Consider the following 16,340-nt stretch of genomic DNA (forward strand, 5'->3'; position numbering starts at 1 on the left):
GCTACTGCGCCGAACTTGACGCGAGAACCGCCATGTTGAGGATGTCGTTGACCGTGCTGACGGTTGAACAGATTTGGATAGGGCGATCAATTCCGGCAAGGATCGGACCGATGACCGTCGCCCCCGCCATTTCCTGCATCAGCTTGACCGAAATCGAAGCGGAGTGGCGGGCCGGAACGACCAACACATTGGCGGGGCCGGTCAAACGCGAGAACGGATATGCCTCTTGTGCTTTGGTGTTCAGGGCGACGTCGACTGTCATCTCGCCCTCGTATTCGAAATCCACGCCCCGCGCTTCGAGAACGTCGGAGGCCACGTGCATTTTGGTCGCACGTTCTGACACGGGATAGCCGAACGTCGAAAACGACAGGAACGCCACGCGTGGTTCAAGACCAAGGGTGCGCGCAACCTCTGCGCCGCGTTCAGCAATATCAGCGAGGTCGTTTTCATCAGGCCATTCGTGGACCAGCGTGTCCGAAATCAAAACGATACGCCCGTTCTGGATGATCGCAGTGACGCCAACGGCGCCATCATGCGGGCCCGCGTCAAAGACGTGATTGATCAATTCAAGCACATGGGCAGATTTACGTGTCGCGCCTGTGACCATCCCGTCAGCGTGGCCGTGGGCCAACATAAGAGACGCGAAAACATGGCGATCGCGGGACGCCATGCGGTGGATATCCTGACGATCGTGGCCCTTGCGTTGCAGACGTTCATAGAGGAAATCTTTGTAGGTTTCGAGGTGGGGCGTGTTGGCGGCATTGACGATTTCAAGCTCATCCACCGCGTCCGCAAGGCCTTCCGAGGTGAGCTTTTCACGCACATCATCTTCGCGACCAACGACAAGCGCTTTGCCCAGACCGGAGCGTTGATAAAGAACGGCGGCGCGCAGCACGCGGGTGTCATCGCCTTCTGCGAATACGATTGTGTTTTGGTTGGCTTTGGCACGGGCATGAATGCCGCGCAGGATTGACGCGGTTGGGTCCATGCGGGTTTTGAGGCCCAGTTCATAGGCATCCATATCGACAATCGGGCGGCGGGCGACGCCGGTGTCCATCCCGGCGCGGGCCACGGCGGGCGGAATGACATAGATCAGGCGCGGATCGAACGGCGTCGGGATGATATAATCGCGCCCGAACGTGAGCTTTTTGCCGTATGCCATCGCGACCTCATCGGGCACGTCTTCGCGCGCGAGGTTCGCAAGCGCGTGGGCGCAGGCGATTTTCATTTCATCGTTTATCGCGCGGGCGTGGATATCGAGAGCACCACGGAACAGGTACGGAAATCCGAGGACGTTGTTCACTTGGTTAGGGTAATCAGACCGGCCTGTGGCAACGATGACATCATCGCGGACCTCGTGGACTTCTTCGGGGGTGATTTCAGGATCGGGGTTCGCCATCGCGAAAATGACGGCGTTGGGGGCCATGGAAACAACCATGTCCTGCGTCACGGCACCTTTGGCCGATACGCCGAGGAACACATCACAGCCGTTCATTGCCTCGGCCAGCGTGCGGGTGTCGGTTGCGGCGGCGTGGGCAGATTTCCATTGGTTCATGCCCTCGGTCCGGCCTTGGTAAATCACGCCTTTGGTGTCACACATGATGCAATTGTTGTGCTTGGCACCCATCGATTTGAGCAATTCAAGGCAGGCGATACCCGCGGCCCCTGCCCCGTTCAGCACGATTTTCACATCTTCGATTTTCTTGCCAGAAATTTGCAGGGCGTTCAAAAGACCCGCTGCGCAAATAACCGCCGTGCCGTGTTGGTCGTCATGGAACACCGGAATGTCCATTTCTTCCTTAAGGCGCTGTTCAATGATGAAGCATTCGGGGGCCTTGATATCTTCGAGGTTGATACCGCCAAACGTCGGACCCATCAGTTTAACGGCGTTACAAAATGCTTCCGGATCTTCGGTATCGAGTTCGATGTCGATCGAGTTCACGTCCGCAAAGCGTTTGAACAAAACCGCCTTGCCTTCCATCACGGGTTTCGACCCTAACGCGCCTAAATTACCCAATCCAAGAACGGCAGTGCCGTTGGAAATGACAGCGACCAGATTGCCCTTGTTGGTATAATCATAGGCCAGTTCAGGGTTCGCGGCGATGTCTTCGCACGGCACTGCAACACCGGGGGAATAGGCCAGCGACAGGTCGCGCTGCGTTGTCATTGGAACAGTCGCTTTTACCTCCCATTTGCCGGGGGTAGGTTCCAGATGGAACGCCAGTGCGTCTTCGCGCGTGACCTTTGTGTTCGCCATGTCGTCCTCCAATGCGTTTCGTATTGATAAGGACGTGCCAATGCGGCGGCAACCACCCGTTTTTGCACTTTCGTCGCTAACATTGGCCCATTAGGTTGCGGGGACAGCAATCGGGGGATCGCATGAGCAGCACCGTGACGCCGATGATGGCGCAATATCTTGAAATCAAGGCCGACCATCCTGACGCGTTGCTGTTCTATAGGATGGGCGATTTTTATGAGCTGTTTTTTGATGATGCAGTGGCCGCCGCCGGGGCGCTGGATATCGCGTTAACCAAACGCGGCAAACATCTGGGTGACGATATCGCCATGTGCGGCGTGCCCCATCATGCAGCCGAGGGATATTTTCTAACGCTGATCCGAAAAGGGCACCGTGTTGCGGTGTGTGAGCAGCTTGAATCCCCGGCTGAGGCGAAGAAGCGCGGGTATAAATCGGTTGTGAAGCGAGGGGTCACGCGGGTCGTGACGCCCGGGACGTTGACCGAAGATGCGTTGCTGGATGCACGGCGTCATAATTTTCTGGCGGCTTATGCAAATGTGCGCGGCGACGGGGCATTGGCGTGGGTCGACATTTCTACAGGTGCGTTTTCCGTGCTTGAATGTGACGTGGCGGGGCTGGGACCCGAACTCGCGCGGCTGGGCCCGAAAGAGGTATTGCTGAGCGATGCTGGCGAAGGCGATTTTGGCGGAATCGTCGAGGATGCGGGCGCTGCGGTTACTGTGTTGGGCAATGCAGCGTTTGACAGCACAAGCGGCGAAAAACGCCTGAACAGTGTCTATTCTGTCAAATCTCTGGATGGGTTTGGGACGTTTTCGCGGTGCGAAATTGCGGCAATGGCTGCCGTGGTCGAATACCTTGATATTACGCAGAAAGGGAAGCTGCCGCTGTTGCGCCCGCCGATGCGTGAAAAACGTGAAAGCGCGATGCAAATTGATGCGTCTACGCGTAAATCACTGGAATTGACCCATGGGGTAAATGGGGGCCGCAGCGGATCGCTGTTGTCGGTGATTGATCGCACGCTGACCGCTGCTGGTGCCCGCCTTTTGGAACGGCGCCTGTCATCGCCGTCACGGGATTTGGCGCAAATTGGTACAAGACAGGATGCGGTCGCGTGGTGTCTGGATCGCGGTGATGTTGCAGCGCTGTTAGAGGATCGATTGCGCGAAGTCCCGGATTTGGATCGTGCGTTGTCGCGCCTGTCACTGGATCGTGGCGGCCCGCGCGACATGACAGCTGTGCGCAGCGCGATTGCGCAGGCATCTTTGATTGCGGACGCATTGCCGGATGATATGCCAGATGTTTTGGCAGCGGCGGCCCGTGATTTGACCGGGCAAGAAACGCTATTGGCGCTGCTGGATGATGCATTGATCGCGGAGCCACCAATTTTGGCACGCGATGGCGGGTTTATTGCATCCGGGTATGATGCGGAGTTAGATGAATTCCGGTCCTTGCGCGACGAAGGGCGGTCCGTGATCGCCGGATTGCAAAGCCAGTATGTTGAGCGAACCGGTGTTTCAGCCCTCAAGATCAGGCACAACAATGTGTTGGGGTATTTTGTTGAAGTCACGGCGACCCATTCAGCGAAAATGCTGGCGTCGCCGCTGTCCGAGACGTTCATTCACCGCCAGACGACGGCCAATCAGGTGCGATTCACGACTGTTGAACTGTCAGAGCTGGAAACGCGTATTTTGAATGCGGGTGGGCAATGTCTTGAGATTGAAAAGCGGCTCTATTCCGCCCTGAAAGACGGAATTTTGGATCAAGCGCCTGAATTGTTCACTTTGGCACGTGCGCTGGCTGAGTTTGATTTGAGCGCTGCGTTGGCGCGTTTGGCGCGTGAAGAAAATTGGGTTCGCCCTGTGATGACGTCCGAGCGAGAATTTGTGATCACAGAGGGGCGGCATCCGGTGGTGGAGGCGGCGTTGAAACCCAGTGGAACGCCCTTTGTCGCCAATGACACAGACCTAAGCGATGAACAAATCTGGCTGCTGACTGGTCCGAACATGGCGGGTAAATCGACGTATTTGCGTCAGAATGCTTTGATCGCTGTTTTGGCGCAGATGGGCGCGTTCGTTCCTGCGAAGGCGGCGACGATTGGAATCGTCAGCCAGATTTTCAGCCGTGTCGGCGCGTCGGACGATCTGAGCAAAGGGCAGTCGACGTTTATGGTCGAGATGGTCGAAACGGCGGCGATTTTGAATCAGGCGGATGACCGTGCGCTCGTGATTTTGGATGAAATCGGGCGGGGCACGGCGACGTATGATGGTTTGTCGATTGCCTGGGCCACGTTGGAACATCTGCACGAGGTGAACCGCTGCCGCGCGCTTTTTGCCACGCATTACCATGAGATGACGGGGCTTTCGGACAAGCTCGACGGGGTGGCGAACGCGACGGTGACCGTGAAGGAGTGGGAGGGGGATGTGATTTTCCTCCACGAGGTGAAACGCGGCACGGCGGATCGGTCTTATGGTGTGCAAGTTGCGCGGTTGGCCGGATTGCCAAAGACCGTTGTTGACCGCGCGAAGGTCGTTCTTGAGGCGCTGGAAAAGGGTGAGCGCGAGGGAAAACAGAAGGCGGTGATCGACGATTTACCGCTGTTTAGTGCCAAACCAACGCCCGCCCCACAAAAAACCGCGCCGTCCGAGGTGGAGGCGCGGTTGAAAGATGTTTTGCCCGATGATCTGTCGCCCAAAGACGCGCTTGATCTGATTTACGAGCTTCGCGGTTTGGTTAAGACTTCGGAGTAGAGGACACGCCGACCTGTGCTGCGCGCAGCAAGCGGTCGTGCAGCATGAAGCCCGTTGTTGAAACCTGAATGATGTCGCCGGCCTTGGTGCCGGGCAGGGGTGCTTCGAACATTGCTTCGTGGTGCTGTGGGTCGAAACGATCACCGACTTCGGGGACAATCGGATCGATGCCGTGCTTTTTGAACACGCCGATCAAAGCGCGCATGGTGAGTTCGACACCTTCGAGCAGGGCTTTGTCGCCTTCTTTGCCGTCTTCTTTGGCCATCTGAAGCGCACGTTCGAGGTTGTCGTAAACGGGCAGCAAATCACGGGCGAGGCGGGAGCCGCCGTAATTTTCAGCCTCTCGACGGTCACGATCTGCGCGTTTGCGAGAGTTTTCCACATCCGCAAGGGCGCGCATGTATGCGTCTTTCAGATCGGCGATTTCGGCGTGAAGATCGACGACTTTTTCATCCACTTCTTCGTTCGCCAGATCTTCGAGCGTCATCTCATCCTCGGGGCCGCTGTTCACGTCCGCCATGATGTCGTCCAGAAATTCGTTGTCTTTGTCAGCCATATCAAGCGTTCCCTATCCACGATCCGTGATCAGTTTCCCGACCAGCTGCGCGGTGTAATCTACGATGGGCACAATGCGCCCGTAATTCAGGCGGGTGGGTCCGATGACACCAACCGCACCGACAATCTTTCGATCAGCGTTCATATAAGGAGAAACCACCAAAGATGAACCCGAAAGTGAGAAAAGTTTGTTTTCAGAGCCAATGAAAATGCGCACGCCTTCGCCTTCGTCGGTCAATTCAAGGAAATCAGCGATGTCGCGCTTACGTTCAAGGTCATCAAACAGGGTGCGGATGCGATCCAGATCGGCTGTGTCTTCGTCAGAGATCAGATTTCCGCGGCCACGCACGATCAATCGTTCGGTTGATTCGCCTTTGTTTTCCCACATGGCCGCACCGCTATCGATGAGTTCACGGGCGAGGACGTCAATTTCTTGACGACGGGCGCGAACCTCGTGGGCAATGGCGCTGCCCAGTTCGGACAGCGTGCGGCCTTCGGCGACGGCATTGATGAAATTCGTGGCCTCGCGCATCGACGACGGTGTTTGACCCGGGGGCGGGGTAAAGACGCGGTTTTCGACGTGGCCATCCGCAAAAACCAACACGACAAGTGCACGATCCGCAGCGAGGCTGACAAATTCAACGTGCTTGATGGGCGCTTCTTCGTGTTTCGGGGTTAGGACCAAACTTGCGCCGTGGGTGACACCGGACAGCGCAGATCCGACACGATCGAGGAGGGTGGACACATCATCGTCGTTTCCGCCCATCGTTTGATCAATCTTGGCGCGATCGCCGCCGTCCAGGTCGCCGACCTCAAGCAGTCCATCGACAAACATGCGCAGCCCGTTCTGCGTGGGAATGCGGCCTGCACTGATATGCGGGCTACCAATCAGGCCAAGTTGTTCGAGATCTTTCATCACATTGCGAATGGTCGCAGAGCTGACCTGTTCTGTCAGCGTTTGCTGCAATGTTTGCGACCCGACAGGGGTGCCTGTTTCAAGATACCCTTCGACGACACGGCGAAACACCTCGCGCGAGCGGGCGTTCATGTCTTCGAGATTTGGAGTTTGATCAGACATCACGGCCTTCGGTTGAGCGATGACAGTTATGACGCGACATGCGCAAAGGTCAATCGGGGTTGGAATTTTGGCGGCTGGCGAGTAGGGCTTGGGAAACCCTTGAAAGGATATGCGATGCGCCCCTCTGGTCGGTCTATTGATGAAATGCGGACGATTTCAATTGAAACAGGCGTGACGCGCCATGCGGAAGGGTCGTGCCTGATCAAATGCGGCGATACGCATGTTCTGTGTACGGCGTCGATTGATGAACGTGTGCCGCCCTTTCTGAAGAATTCCGGCCTTGGTTGGGTGACGGCGGAATACGGGATGCTGCCCCGTGCGACAAACACACGGATGCGCCGCGAAGCCAAAAACGGGCAGAGCGGGCGTACGCAAGAAATCCAGCGTTTGATTGGACGGTCGTTGCGTGCGGGTGTTGATCGCGTTGCGTTGGGCGAACGACAGATCGTCGTTGATTGCGATGTTATTCAGGCTGACGGTGGCACGCGCTGTGCGTCTATTACTGGCGGTTGGGTTGCGTTGAAGCTGGCCGTTCAAAAACTGATGAAGGCGGGCGATGTGATTTCTGACCCGCTGGCCATTCCGGTGGCTGCAGTGTCCTGTGGTGTTTATGCGGGGCAATCGGTTTTGGATCTGGATTACCCAGAAGATTCCGAAGCTGGTGTGGACGGTAATTTCGTCATGACTGGCGATAAGCTGATCGAAATCCAGATGTCCGCAGAAGGGTCCACGTTTTCGCGCGATCAGATGAATGCGATGATGGATTTGGCCGACAAGGGCATCGCAGAATTGACGGCGGCGCAACTGGCGGCTGTTGGCTGATGCGGACATTCGACGGTTCTGAATTGCTGATCGCGACCCACAACCAAGGGAAGCTGGAGGAGATTGCTGATTTGCTATCGCCATTTGGTGTGGCTGTGTCGAGCAATGCGGATCATGGTTTGCCGGAGCCCGAGGAAACCGAGACGACGTTTACCGGCAATGCACGGATCAAGGCACATGCGGCCGTGAAGGCGACGGGATTGCCTGCGCTATCGGACGATAGTGGCATTACGGTTGATGGCCTGAACGGTGCGCCCGGGGTTTACACATCGGATTGGGCGGAAACGCCGAATGGACGTGATTTTGTGATGGCGATGACACGCACCTGGGATGAGCTGGAGGCGGTGAAGGCGCCTGAACCCCGTTTGGCGCAATTTCGCTGTTGTCTGGTGTTGGCATGGCCGGACGGGCACGACGAAGTGTTCGAAGGGGTGATGCCGGGCCGTTTGGTTTGGCCGATGCGGGGCGATCAGGGCCATGGCTATGATCCTATCTTTCAACCGAACGGATATGACGTGACGTTCGGCGAAATGGACCGCTGGGAGAAAAACAAGATCAGCCATCGCGCGGATGCCTTCGCCAAGTTGATTGATGGTTGTTTTGCCTGAAGGGGGCTTTGGCCTTTATATCCACTGGCCGTTTTGCCAAGCGAAATGCCCGTACTGCGATTTCAATTCGCATGTCGTTGCATCTGTAGATCAGGCGAGATGGGCGGCCGCATTTGAAGCGGAACTGGACCGGATCGCGGCCATCACGGGTGAGCGTGTCTTAAATTCGGTCTTTTTTGGCGGTGGTACGCCGAGCCTGATGTCGGTTGTGACCGTCGACAGGATCATGTCGCGTATCCAGAAAAACTGGCGATTGGCCAATGATCTGGAAGTGACGCTGGAGGCCAATCCGACGTCCATCGAGGCCGAGAGATTTAGCGGATATCACAAAGCCGGTGTGAACCGTGTTTCGGTTGGTGTGCAGGCCTTGAACGATCCTGACCTTAAGGCATTGGGGCGTCTTCATTCGGCCCGTGAAGCATTGGGCGCGATTGAGATTGCACGAACGACGTTCGATCGCGTGAGCTTTGATCTGATCTATGCGCGCCAGAACCAATCGGTGGATGATTGGACGGCGGAACTGACCCAAGCGCTGTCATTGGACCCAGATCATCTGTCATTGTACCAACTGACAGTGGAAGACGGGACCGCATTTGGCGACCGGTTCAAGAGAGGGTTGTTGCGCGGGCTGCCGGATGAAGACCTTGGTGCTGATCTTTGGAATGTGACGCAAGACAAGTGCAATGCGGCTGGTCTTGCGGCCTATGAAGTGTCTAATCATGCCAAAAATGGGCAAGAAAGCCGTCACAATCTGATTTACTGGCGGTCAGGCGATTGGGCCGGCATTGGCCCGGGGGCACATGGGCGCCTAACGATCGACGGTGTACGTCACGAAACAGTGGCCCCGAAGGCACCGGGTGCGTGGCTTTCTAGAGTTGAAGACGGGAAGGGCGGGGACGACGTTATGTCTGCGATGGACGCTGAAGCCGTGTTGGAAGAGCGGGTGTTGATGGGGCTGCGCATGACTGAAGGTCTGTTGATGCCTCAACCATGGATCACCAATAACACAAGCAAGATCAATGAGTTACAGGATAACGGGTTTGTAATTCTGTCCAGCGACCGGCTTACTGTGACGGCCGCCGGGCGCCCCATCTTGAATGCTGTAATCAATCGCCTTTTGACGTCCTAACTGCCAGACAACAACCGGAGCACATCGTCGAGCTGTTCGAGATCACGGTAGTGCAACACGACTTGCCCGTTTTCTTTGCCCGCAGAATGATCGATTTTCACTTTCATCCCCAACTGCGCCGACAGATCACCTTCGATCTGAAGGGTATCTGCATCCTTTTGTGGGGTCGATTTACGAGCCTTTTGGCTTGGCGCTGCTTTCGTTGTTTTCACTAATTTCTCAGCATTGCGCACGGATAGACCCTTTTTCACGATCTCCGCGGCAAGTTTATCAGCGTCTGGATGGCCCACCAACGTACGTGCATGACCCGCGGACAGCCGACCGTCCGCCAAGAGGGACTGCACGGAATCAGGAAGGGACAAAAGACGGACAGAATTGGCAATGTGGCTGCGGCTCTTGCCGAGGGCCGTTCCCATTTCTTCTTGGGTGCGACCAAATTTTTCCATCAATTGTTTGTAGCCCGCGGCCTCATCTATCGCGTTAAGATCAGAGCGTTGGATATTCTCGATGATTGCAACCTCAAGAACCTCAACGTCGCTAAAATCACGAACGATTACAGGAACTTGATGGACTTGCGCCCGTTGCGCGGCCCGCCAGCGACGCTCACCTGCGACGATCTCGTATCGGCCGTTGGATGACGGTTTATCACGGACGATCAGCGGCTGAATGATCCCTTTTTCAGAAATCGACGCTGTGAGGTCTTCCATCGCTTGATCGTCAAAGGTGCGCCGGGGCTGATCTGGATTGGGGTATATCTGATCAACAGCGATAAGCCGGTCCGTGCCAGCTTCAGACGGTTTTGGATCAACAGGTGCTGCAACATCGGACATGAGCGACGACAGACCGCGCCCAAGGCCGCGATTTGGTGTTTTGGGCTTGGTCATGATGCTCTCCGGCTTGAGGTGGGTTGTTCGCCTTGGATTATTTCAGCCGTTAGCGCGATGTAGGCCGCTGCGCCTTTTGACGCTGGGTCATAATCGATGACGGGCATCGCGAAAGACGGTGCTTCGCTTAGTCGTACGTTCCTTGGGATGACCGTTTTAAAAACAAGATCACCGAGGTTGTCACGCGCGTCTGCTTCGACCTGCTGGCATAGGTTATTTCGCTTATCGTACATGGTTAAAACCACACCTTCGATCCGCAATGCGGCGTTTGCGGTTTGTCGAACTTCGCGGATTGTGAGCATGAGTTGGGACAATCCCTCAAGGGCGAAAAATTCGCTTTGTAAGGGAACGACCACTGAATCTGAGGCGATCATCGCATTAACCGTCAATATGTTGAGAGATGGTGGGCAATCGATCAAGATATAGTCAACCTCGAGCGCATCGATGTCTGGCTGATGCAATGCATCATGCAGCATAAAGCTGCGTTTTTCGTTCGACATCAGGTTAATATCGGCAGAGCTAAGATCCGTTGTCGCGGGAATAATCAGCAGGTTTTCAACGCTGGTTTCAATCGCAGCGGCGGAGGGCAATGCGTCCCCCGTTAAGACATCGTATGTCGTTACATCGCGGTTTCCAAAATCAATACCGAGACCCGTCGACGCGTTACCCTGTGGGTCCAGATCAATAAGAAGAACGCGACGGCCAGCCCTGGCGAGCGCGGCACCAAGATTAATTGTCGTTGTTGTTTTGCCAACCCCGCCCTTCTGATTCGCGACAGAAATAATTTTGGGGTTTGTGGTCCGGCTAAGATTCACGGCGTTGTATCCTTGAAATTTCCAGCACACAGGCATCTGGATTTGTATGGCTGGCATGCGCTTCGTATTCAAATTGCCAATTTTCCAGCGCTGCGTCGACCTCTTCTTTGTAGGTCAGACCTTTTGAAAAAAGAGCCGTTCCCGTTGGTAGCAGTAGATCTGATGCGAAGGTCATGAGATCCGTCAAAGGTGCGAGGGCGCGTGCGGTAATGACATCGGCAGGCGGCGTGTCTACGGCGTTAATTCGTTTATTCAGGACCGTGACGTTAAGATCGAGTTCTCGACGTACGGTGTTGAGAAACAAACACTTTCTTGTATCACTTTCGATAAGCGTTACTGGCCTTTCAGATTGATCAAGAATTGAAATCACGAGCCCAGGAAGGCCGCCACCACTTCCTAGATCGATCCAGTGCCCCCAAGACGACGGGGCATATTGATAAATCTGCGCGCTGTCGGTGATATGACGATCCCAGATGTCCGGAACGCTTGCTGGTGAAATCAGATTGATCGTCTTCGTCCATTTGACGATCAGATCGCTGTAAGCACGGAGCTTTTCCATTGTTTCACGTGAAACATCGACCCCACCTATGGAAAGGGAGTGATCATTCATGATGCAGCTGCCATCGCTTGTGTCTTTTTGATTTCGGCGGCGACAAGCATCAAGGCGGCGGGTGTAATTCCATCAATGCGCGCGGCCTGGGCGAGGTTGTCAGGCAGTGCGGCCTTCAATTTCGCCTTAAGTTCATTCGAAAGACCGTCAATGCCATCATAGCTGAGCGTGTTGGGGATTTTCTTATCGCTGTCGCGACGAAGTGCGGCAACATCATTCTTTTGGCGTTCAACATAATTGGAATACAACGCATCGCGTTCCAGCTGAACGGCGATTTCTGGTTTGATTTCAGAGACCTTGGGCGACAAAGAGGACAGAAGGCTCAACTCTGTTCCAGCGATTGTAAGGGCATCGTAGAGGGTTCTTTTTGGCCCATCTGCGCTGACCCGCACACCGAGACGGTTAAGTTCGCGAGACGTTGCAGTGATGCCATTCAGCTCCTCCCGACCTGCTTCGAGAGCCATGGATTTTTCGCTAAATGCTGCCCAACGCGGTTCTTCCACACAGCCGATATCATAGCCAAACTCGGTTAGACGTTGATCGGCGTTATCAGCCCTTAGGGACAGACGGTATTCAGCCCGCGACGTGAACATGCGGTAGGGTTCCGACACGCCCCGTACCGTCAGATCATCGACCATAACACCAATGTAAGATGTTGATCTTTCGAACAAAACAGGATCGGATCCGTGAACAACTGCAGCAGCATTTAGTCCGGCAACCAAACCTTGCGCGGCCGCTTCTTCGTAGCCTGTCGTTCCATTGATTTGCCCGGCCAAATACAGACCTGGCATTGATTTAAGCTCCAAGGTGACGCTGAGCCCTCTTGGGTCAATGTAGTCATATTCAATCGCGTAACCCGGTTGCAGAATTTCTGCCTTTTCCAGACCGACGATGGAATGAACGTAATCCTTTTGCACTTCGACCGGCAAAGACGTCGATATCCCGTTGGGATAAATTGTGTGGTCGTTCAAACCTTCCGGTTCTAGAAAAATCTGGTGGGAGTCTTTGTCGGCAAAACGCACGACCTTGTCTTCGATAGAGGGGCAGTATCTTGGCCCAACCCCATCGATATGCCCGCCGTACATAGCCGAGCGGGAAAGGTTTTTTTCAATGATGTCATGCGTTTGTGCATTTGTATGGGTAATACCGCAGGAAATCTGCTGTGCAAACGGTGCCTTGTGCAAAAACGAAAACATCTCTGGTTTGTCGTCCGCGGCTTGTTGATCCAAGCCAGCCCAATCAATCGTTCGACCATCCAAACGCGGCGGCGTGCCTGTTTTAAGACGACCCATTCGGAGCCCATAGGACGAAAGGCGTATTGCCAAAGCTTCGGAGGGATCATCGCCCATGCGGCCCCCGGGCTTTGCGACATCACCGATATGAATAACGCCGCGCAAAAAAGTTCCGGAGGTCAGGATAACCGCACGACTGGTGATTTTGGACCCGTCTTTCAGAACGACGCCAGCGGCACGTTCGCCATCCATGATCAAATCAACAACTTCACCCTCAAGAACGTCGAGGTTTGTCCGCGCTGATGTCTGTTTCTGCATTGAAGCACGATATAAGGAACGATCTGCTTGAGTTCGCGGACCCTGAACGGCAGGCCCCTTTTTTCGGTTCAAAAGGCGAAATTGAATTCCGGAATGGTCGGCCACCCGGCCCATAACGCCATCCAACGCATCAATTTCACGTACAAGATGCCCCTTACCCAAACCACCGATTGCGGGATTGCACGACATTACACCGATGTCGGAAGCCCTCAGAGTGATCAAAAGGGTGGATACACCCGAACGTGCGGCCGCATGCGCAGCTTCACAGCCTGCGTGACCACCCCCGATAACAATGACGTCGAACGCATGTTTCACGTGAAACAATCCTTATTTACCGATGCAGAAGCTTGAGAAAATCTCACCTAGCACGTTTTCAACATCTACGCGACCAATCAAGCTGTCGAGAGATCTAATAGCCAGATGGAGATCTTCGGCCAACAGATCAACAGGAGTCTCATCAATCGTGAGGCCCTCGGCAACCGCCTCAAGCGCCGTACCAGCCTTCAATAGCGCTGCTTCATGACGTGTTCTTGTCGCTGTACCGGCGCCGGCAACGCGTTTACCCAAGTAATCAGTTATTTTCGCCAAAAGAAGATCAACACCGAGCCCTGTCTTGCCCGAAATGCCACCTTCGCCATCAACGCCCCGGGTGTCTGATTTCGACAGGATCCAAATATCCAATCCGTCTTCTCCAGTTTCCTTTTGATTCGACAGATCATCCACCAAATGCACCCGCACGTCAGCTGCCTTAGCGCGTTCTTGACCGCGCGATATCCCGATCTCCTCCAAGACATCGTCAGAGGCCCGTAATCCGGCAGTGTCCAATATCGTGACGGGCAGGCCGTTCAGGTCCATCTTTACCTCAATGACATCCCGCGTGGTGCCTGCAATATCCGACGTGATTGCAGCATCACGACCCGCCAACCGATTGAGAAGCGTAGATTTTCCAGAATTTGGCGGCCCGACCAATGCGACCTCAAACCCGTCGCGCATTCTCTCTCGGACTTGAACACCTGCGGCCTCTTTGCGCACATCACGGCCAACAGATTCGACCAATTCGCGCACTTCCGGATATACATCTACCGGAACATCCTCATCGACAAAATCAATCGTCGCTTCCAACAACGCAGCTGCACGCACCAACTTTTGGCGCCAATCAGCCGCCAGATCGCCCAGCGCCCCATTGAACACACGAACGGCTTGGCGCCTTTGGCTTTCTGTTTCAGCTTCAATGAGATCGGCCAGCCCTTCGACCTGCGCCAAATCCAGCATTCCATTTTCCAGGGCGCGTCTGGTGAATTCACCTGGTTCAGCCAGGCGTAACCCCAACTCCCCCAGTCGGCGCAAGACTGCCGCCACGATTGCTGGCGACCCATGGGTTTGCAGTTCAACAACCTGCTCACCCGTAAAGCTACGGCCAGGCGCAAAACTGATCGCGAACGCCTGATCTATCAGGGTTCCATCTGCGTCCAACAACCGAACCAGTTTGCGGTCGTGTTCAGCCACAACTGCACCAATGCGCGCGCTGCACGCTATGGCATCGGGCCCAGATATCCGGATGATTGCAACACCGGCTTTACCAGCGGCAGACGCGAGGGCAAAAATTGTATCCATATCATTAACCCATTGTTTTAAAACAATAAGTTACGTGTTCATTGAATCGAAGAAATCTGAATTTGTCTTCGTTTGTTTCAGCTTCGAGATCAGGAATTCGATCGCATCCGTCGTCCCCATTGGATTCAAAATCCGTCGCAACACATACGTTTTCTGAAGGTCGATTTTATCAACCAAAAGATCTTCCTTACGTGTACCGGATTTCAAGATATCCATCGCCGGGAAGACACGTTTGTCCGCAATCTTACGATCAAGAACGATTTCAGAGTTACCGGTGCCTTTGAATTCTTCAAAGATAACTTCGTCCATCCGGCTACCGGTGTCGATCAGGGCCGTTGCGATAATCGTCAGCGATCCGCCTTCTTCAATGTTACGTGCCGCACCGAAGAAACGTTTCGGACGTTGCAGCGCGTTTGCATCAACACCACCTGTCAGAACCTTACCAGACGACGGCACTGTCGTGTTAAACGCCCGACCCAGACGCGTGATCGAATCCAGCAAAATCACGACATCGCGTTTATGTTCGACCAGGCGTTTGGCCTTTTCGATCACCATCTCGGACACAGCCACGTGGCGTGTTGCAGGTTCATCAAACGTCGATGATACAACTTCGCCCTTAACAGAGCGCTGCATGTCCGTAACTTCTTCAGGGCGCTCATCGATCAACAAAACGATCAAATAACACTCGGGATGATTGGCAGCGATTGAATGGGCAATATTCTGGAGCAGAACGGTCTTACCCGTCCGTGGTGGCGCAACAATCAAGGAACGCTGGCCCTTACCAATAGGTGCAACCAAATCGATGATCCGCGCGGATCGGTCTTTGGTCGTTGGATCGGCTGTTTCCATGTTCAGCCGTTCATCGGGGTATAACGGCGTCAGGTTTTCAAAGGCAACCTTATGCTTGGCACGGGCTGGTTCTTCGAAGTTGATTTTCTCAACCTTCGTCAACGCGAAATAGCGTTCGGTTTCGGATGGCTCCTGAATCACGCCTTCGACTGTGTCACCCGTCCGCAAGGAATGCTGCCTGATCATATCAGGGGACACGTAAATATCGTCAGGGCCCGGCAGGTAGTTCGCCTCGGGAGAGCGTAAAAACCCAAAACCGTCCTGCAGAACTTCAAGAACACCATCACCACCGATGACCCAGTCATCCTCGGCCCGTTCTTTCAGAATCGAGAACATCATGTCGCCCTTGCGCATCGTCGATGCGTTCTCAATCTCGAGCTCTTCGGCCAAAGACAGCAAATCCTTAGGGCTTTGCGCCTTGAGATCAGCAAGGTTCAAACGGTCAGTCGGCACAACTGTTTCGGGCATTACGTCTTCAGACATCTAGGGTCTCCGGCCACTCTGCGGCCTTTTCATATTCTGTTCTGGAAATTACCCTTCGGACGAAAGGTGTCTTTGCCTAAGCTTTCTATGCAGCTCTGTCAATTCTACACGCGCCTTGGCTTTAGGTCAGGCCAACGCCTGCCGTTTTCTTTCTTACAATAAAAAAGAATATAAAGGTGATTGTAGTAGTAGTGATGTGGATAGCTGCGCGAATGTGCTCTTTCCACAGTATTATCCAAGGACACAGGATGAAATGATCAGGTCGTGATTGCCGCATAATTTATCTAAACTATTGAAGTATAATATAAATTTATTTTCCAAGATGCTTGATCAAAACCA

The 16,340-nt window shown here is 54.4% G+C and carries 13 protein-coding genes; 4 read left to right on the top strand and 9 right to left on the bottom strand.

Annotated features, from left to right (window positions below):
* Position 1: 1 nt before the first annotated feature.
* Positions 2 to 2,257, bottom strand: coding sequence for an NADP-dependent malic enzyme (locus L0664_RS10395; RefSeq protein WP_235225733.1), 2,256 nt, complete (start codon positions 2,255 to 2,257; stop codon positions 2 to 4).
* A gap of 122 nt (positions 2,258 to 2,379) precedes the next feature.
* Between L0664_RS10395 and mutS the strand changes: the two genes are divergently transcribed.
* Positions 2,380 to 5,004, top strand: a complete 2,625-nt coding sequence (gene mutS, locus L0664_RS10400) for a DNA mismatch repair protein MutS (RefSeq protein WP_235225734.1) — start codon at positions 2,380 to 2,382, stop codon at positions 5,002 to 5,004.
* Here the strand turns inward: mutS and L0664_RS10405 are convergent.
* On the bottom strand, positions 4,988 to 5,560 hold the full coding sequence (locus L0664_RS10405; RefSeq protein ID WP_235225735.1) for a nucleotide exchange factor GrpE: 573 nt from the start codon (positions 5,558 to 5,560) through the stop codon (positions 4,988 to 4,990). The genes mutS and L0664_RS10405 overlap by 17 nt on opposite strands.
* Before the next feature lie 12 nt (positions 5,561 to 5,572).
* Positions 5,573 to 6,637: a heat-inducible transcriptional repressor HrcA gene (hrcA, locus tag L0664_RS10410; protein ID WP_235225736.1), complete on the bottom strand. Its 1,065-nt coding sequence runs from the start codon at positions 6,635 to 6,637 to the stop codon at positions 5,573 to 5,575.
* 114 nt (positions 6,638 to 6,751) lie between these two features.
* On the opposite strand from hrcA, the gene rph reads away from it, so the two are divergent.
* Genes rph through hemW form a run of 3 tightly spaced genes read left to right on the top strand, consistent with a single transcriptional unit; the run spans position 6,752 to position 9,196 of the window.
* A complete protein-coding gene (rph, locus tag L0664_RS10415; RefSeq protein ID WP_235225737.1) occupies positions 6,752 to 7,459 on the top strand; it encodes a ribonuclease PH in 708 nt (235 codons plus the stop codon).
* Positions 7,459 to 8,067 (top strand): RdgB/HAM1 family non-canonical purine NTP pyrophosphatase, encoded by a 609-nt coding sequence (gene rdgB / locus L0664_RS10420; protein ID WP_235225738.1) that lies wholly within the window; start codon positions 7,459 to 7,461, stop codon positions 8,065 to 8,067. The genes rph and rdgB overlap by 1 nt, the downstream gene beginning before the upstream one ends.
* Entirely contained in the window at positions 8,051 to 9,196 is a 1,146-nt protein-coding gene (gene hemW, locus L0664_RS10425; protein ID WP_235225739.1) for a radical SAM family heme chaperone HemW, read from the top strand. The genes rdgB and hemW overlap by 17 nt, the downstream gene beginning before the upstream one ends.
* Here hemW and L0664_RS10430 read toward each other — a convergent pair.
* Genes L0664_RS10430 through rho form a run of 6 tightly spaced genes read right to left on the bottom strand, consistent with a single transcriptional unit; the run spans position 9,193 to position 15,971 of the window.
* Complete coding sequence (locus L0664_RS10430) at positions 9,193 to 10,080, bottom strand: ParB/RepB/Spo0J family partition protein (RefSeq protein ID WP_235225740.1); 888 nt, start codon at positions 10,078 to 10,080, stop codon at positions 9,193 to 9,195. The two genes, hemW and L0664_RS10430, sit on opposite strands and share 4 nt — an antisense overlap.
* Positions 10,077 to 10,895: a ParA family protein gene (locus L0664_RS10435; RefSeq protein WP_418888026.1), complete on the bottom strand. Its 819-nt coding sequence runs from the start codon at positions 10,893 to 10,895 to the stop codon at positions 10,077 to 10,079. The genes L0664_RS10430 and L0664_RS10435 overlap by 4 nt, the downstream gene beginning before the upstream one ends.
* Entirely contained in the window at positions 10,885 to 11,505 is a 621-nt protein-coding gene (rsmG, locus tag L0664_RS10440; RefSeq protein ID WP_235225741.1) for a 16S rRNA (guanine(527)-N(7))-methyltransferase RsmG, read from the bottom strand. Before rsmG ends, L0664_RS10435 begins: the two co-directional genes overlap by 11 nt.
* Complete coding sequence (gene mnmG / locus L0664_RS10445) at positions 11,502 to 13,379, bottom strand: tRNA uridine-5-carboxymethylaminomethyl(34) synthesis enzyme MnmG (protein ID WP_235225742.1); 1,878 nt, start codon at positions 13,377 to 13,379, stop codon at positions 11,502 to 11,504. The genes rsmG and mnmG overlap by 4 nt, the downstream gene beginning before the upstream one ends.
* Before the next feature lie 3 nt (positions 13,380 to 13,382).
* Positions 13,383 to 14,669 carry a tRNA uridine-5-carboxymethylaminomethyl(34) synthesis GTPase MnmE gene (mnmE, locus tag L0664_RS10450; protein WP_235225743.1) on the bottom strand — a complete coding sequence of 429 codons (1,287 nt, stop codon included), beginning with the start codon at positions 14,667 to 14,669 and terminating at the stop codon, positions 13,383 to 13,385.
* Positions 14,670 to 14,699: 30 nt separating this feature from the next.
* Positions 14,700 to 15,971 (bottom strand): transcription termination factor Rho, encoded by a 1,272-nt coding sequence (gene rho / locus L0664_RS10455; RefSeq protein WP_235226178.1) that lies wholly within the window; start codon positions 15,969 to 15,971, stop codon positions 14,700 to 14,702.
* Between the last annotated feature and the right edge of the window lie 369 nt (positions 15,972 to 16,340).

The sequence above is a fragment of the Octadecabacter dasysiphoniae genome, assembly GCF_021532615.1.
In the GTDB taxonomy this organism is placed as follows: Bacteria; Pseudomonadota; Alphaproteobacteria; order Rhodobacterales; family Rhodobacteraceae; genus Octadecabacter; species Octadecabacter dasysiphoniae.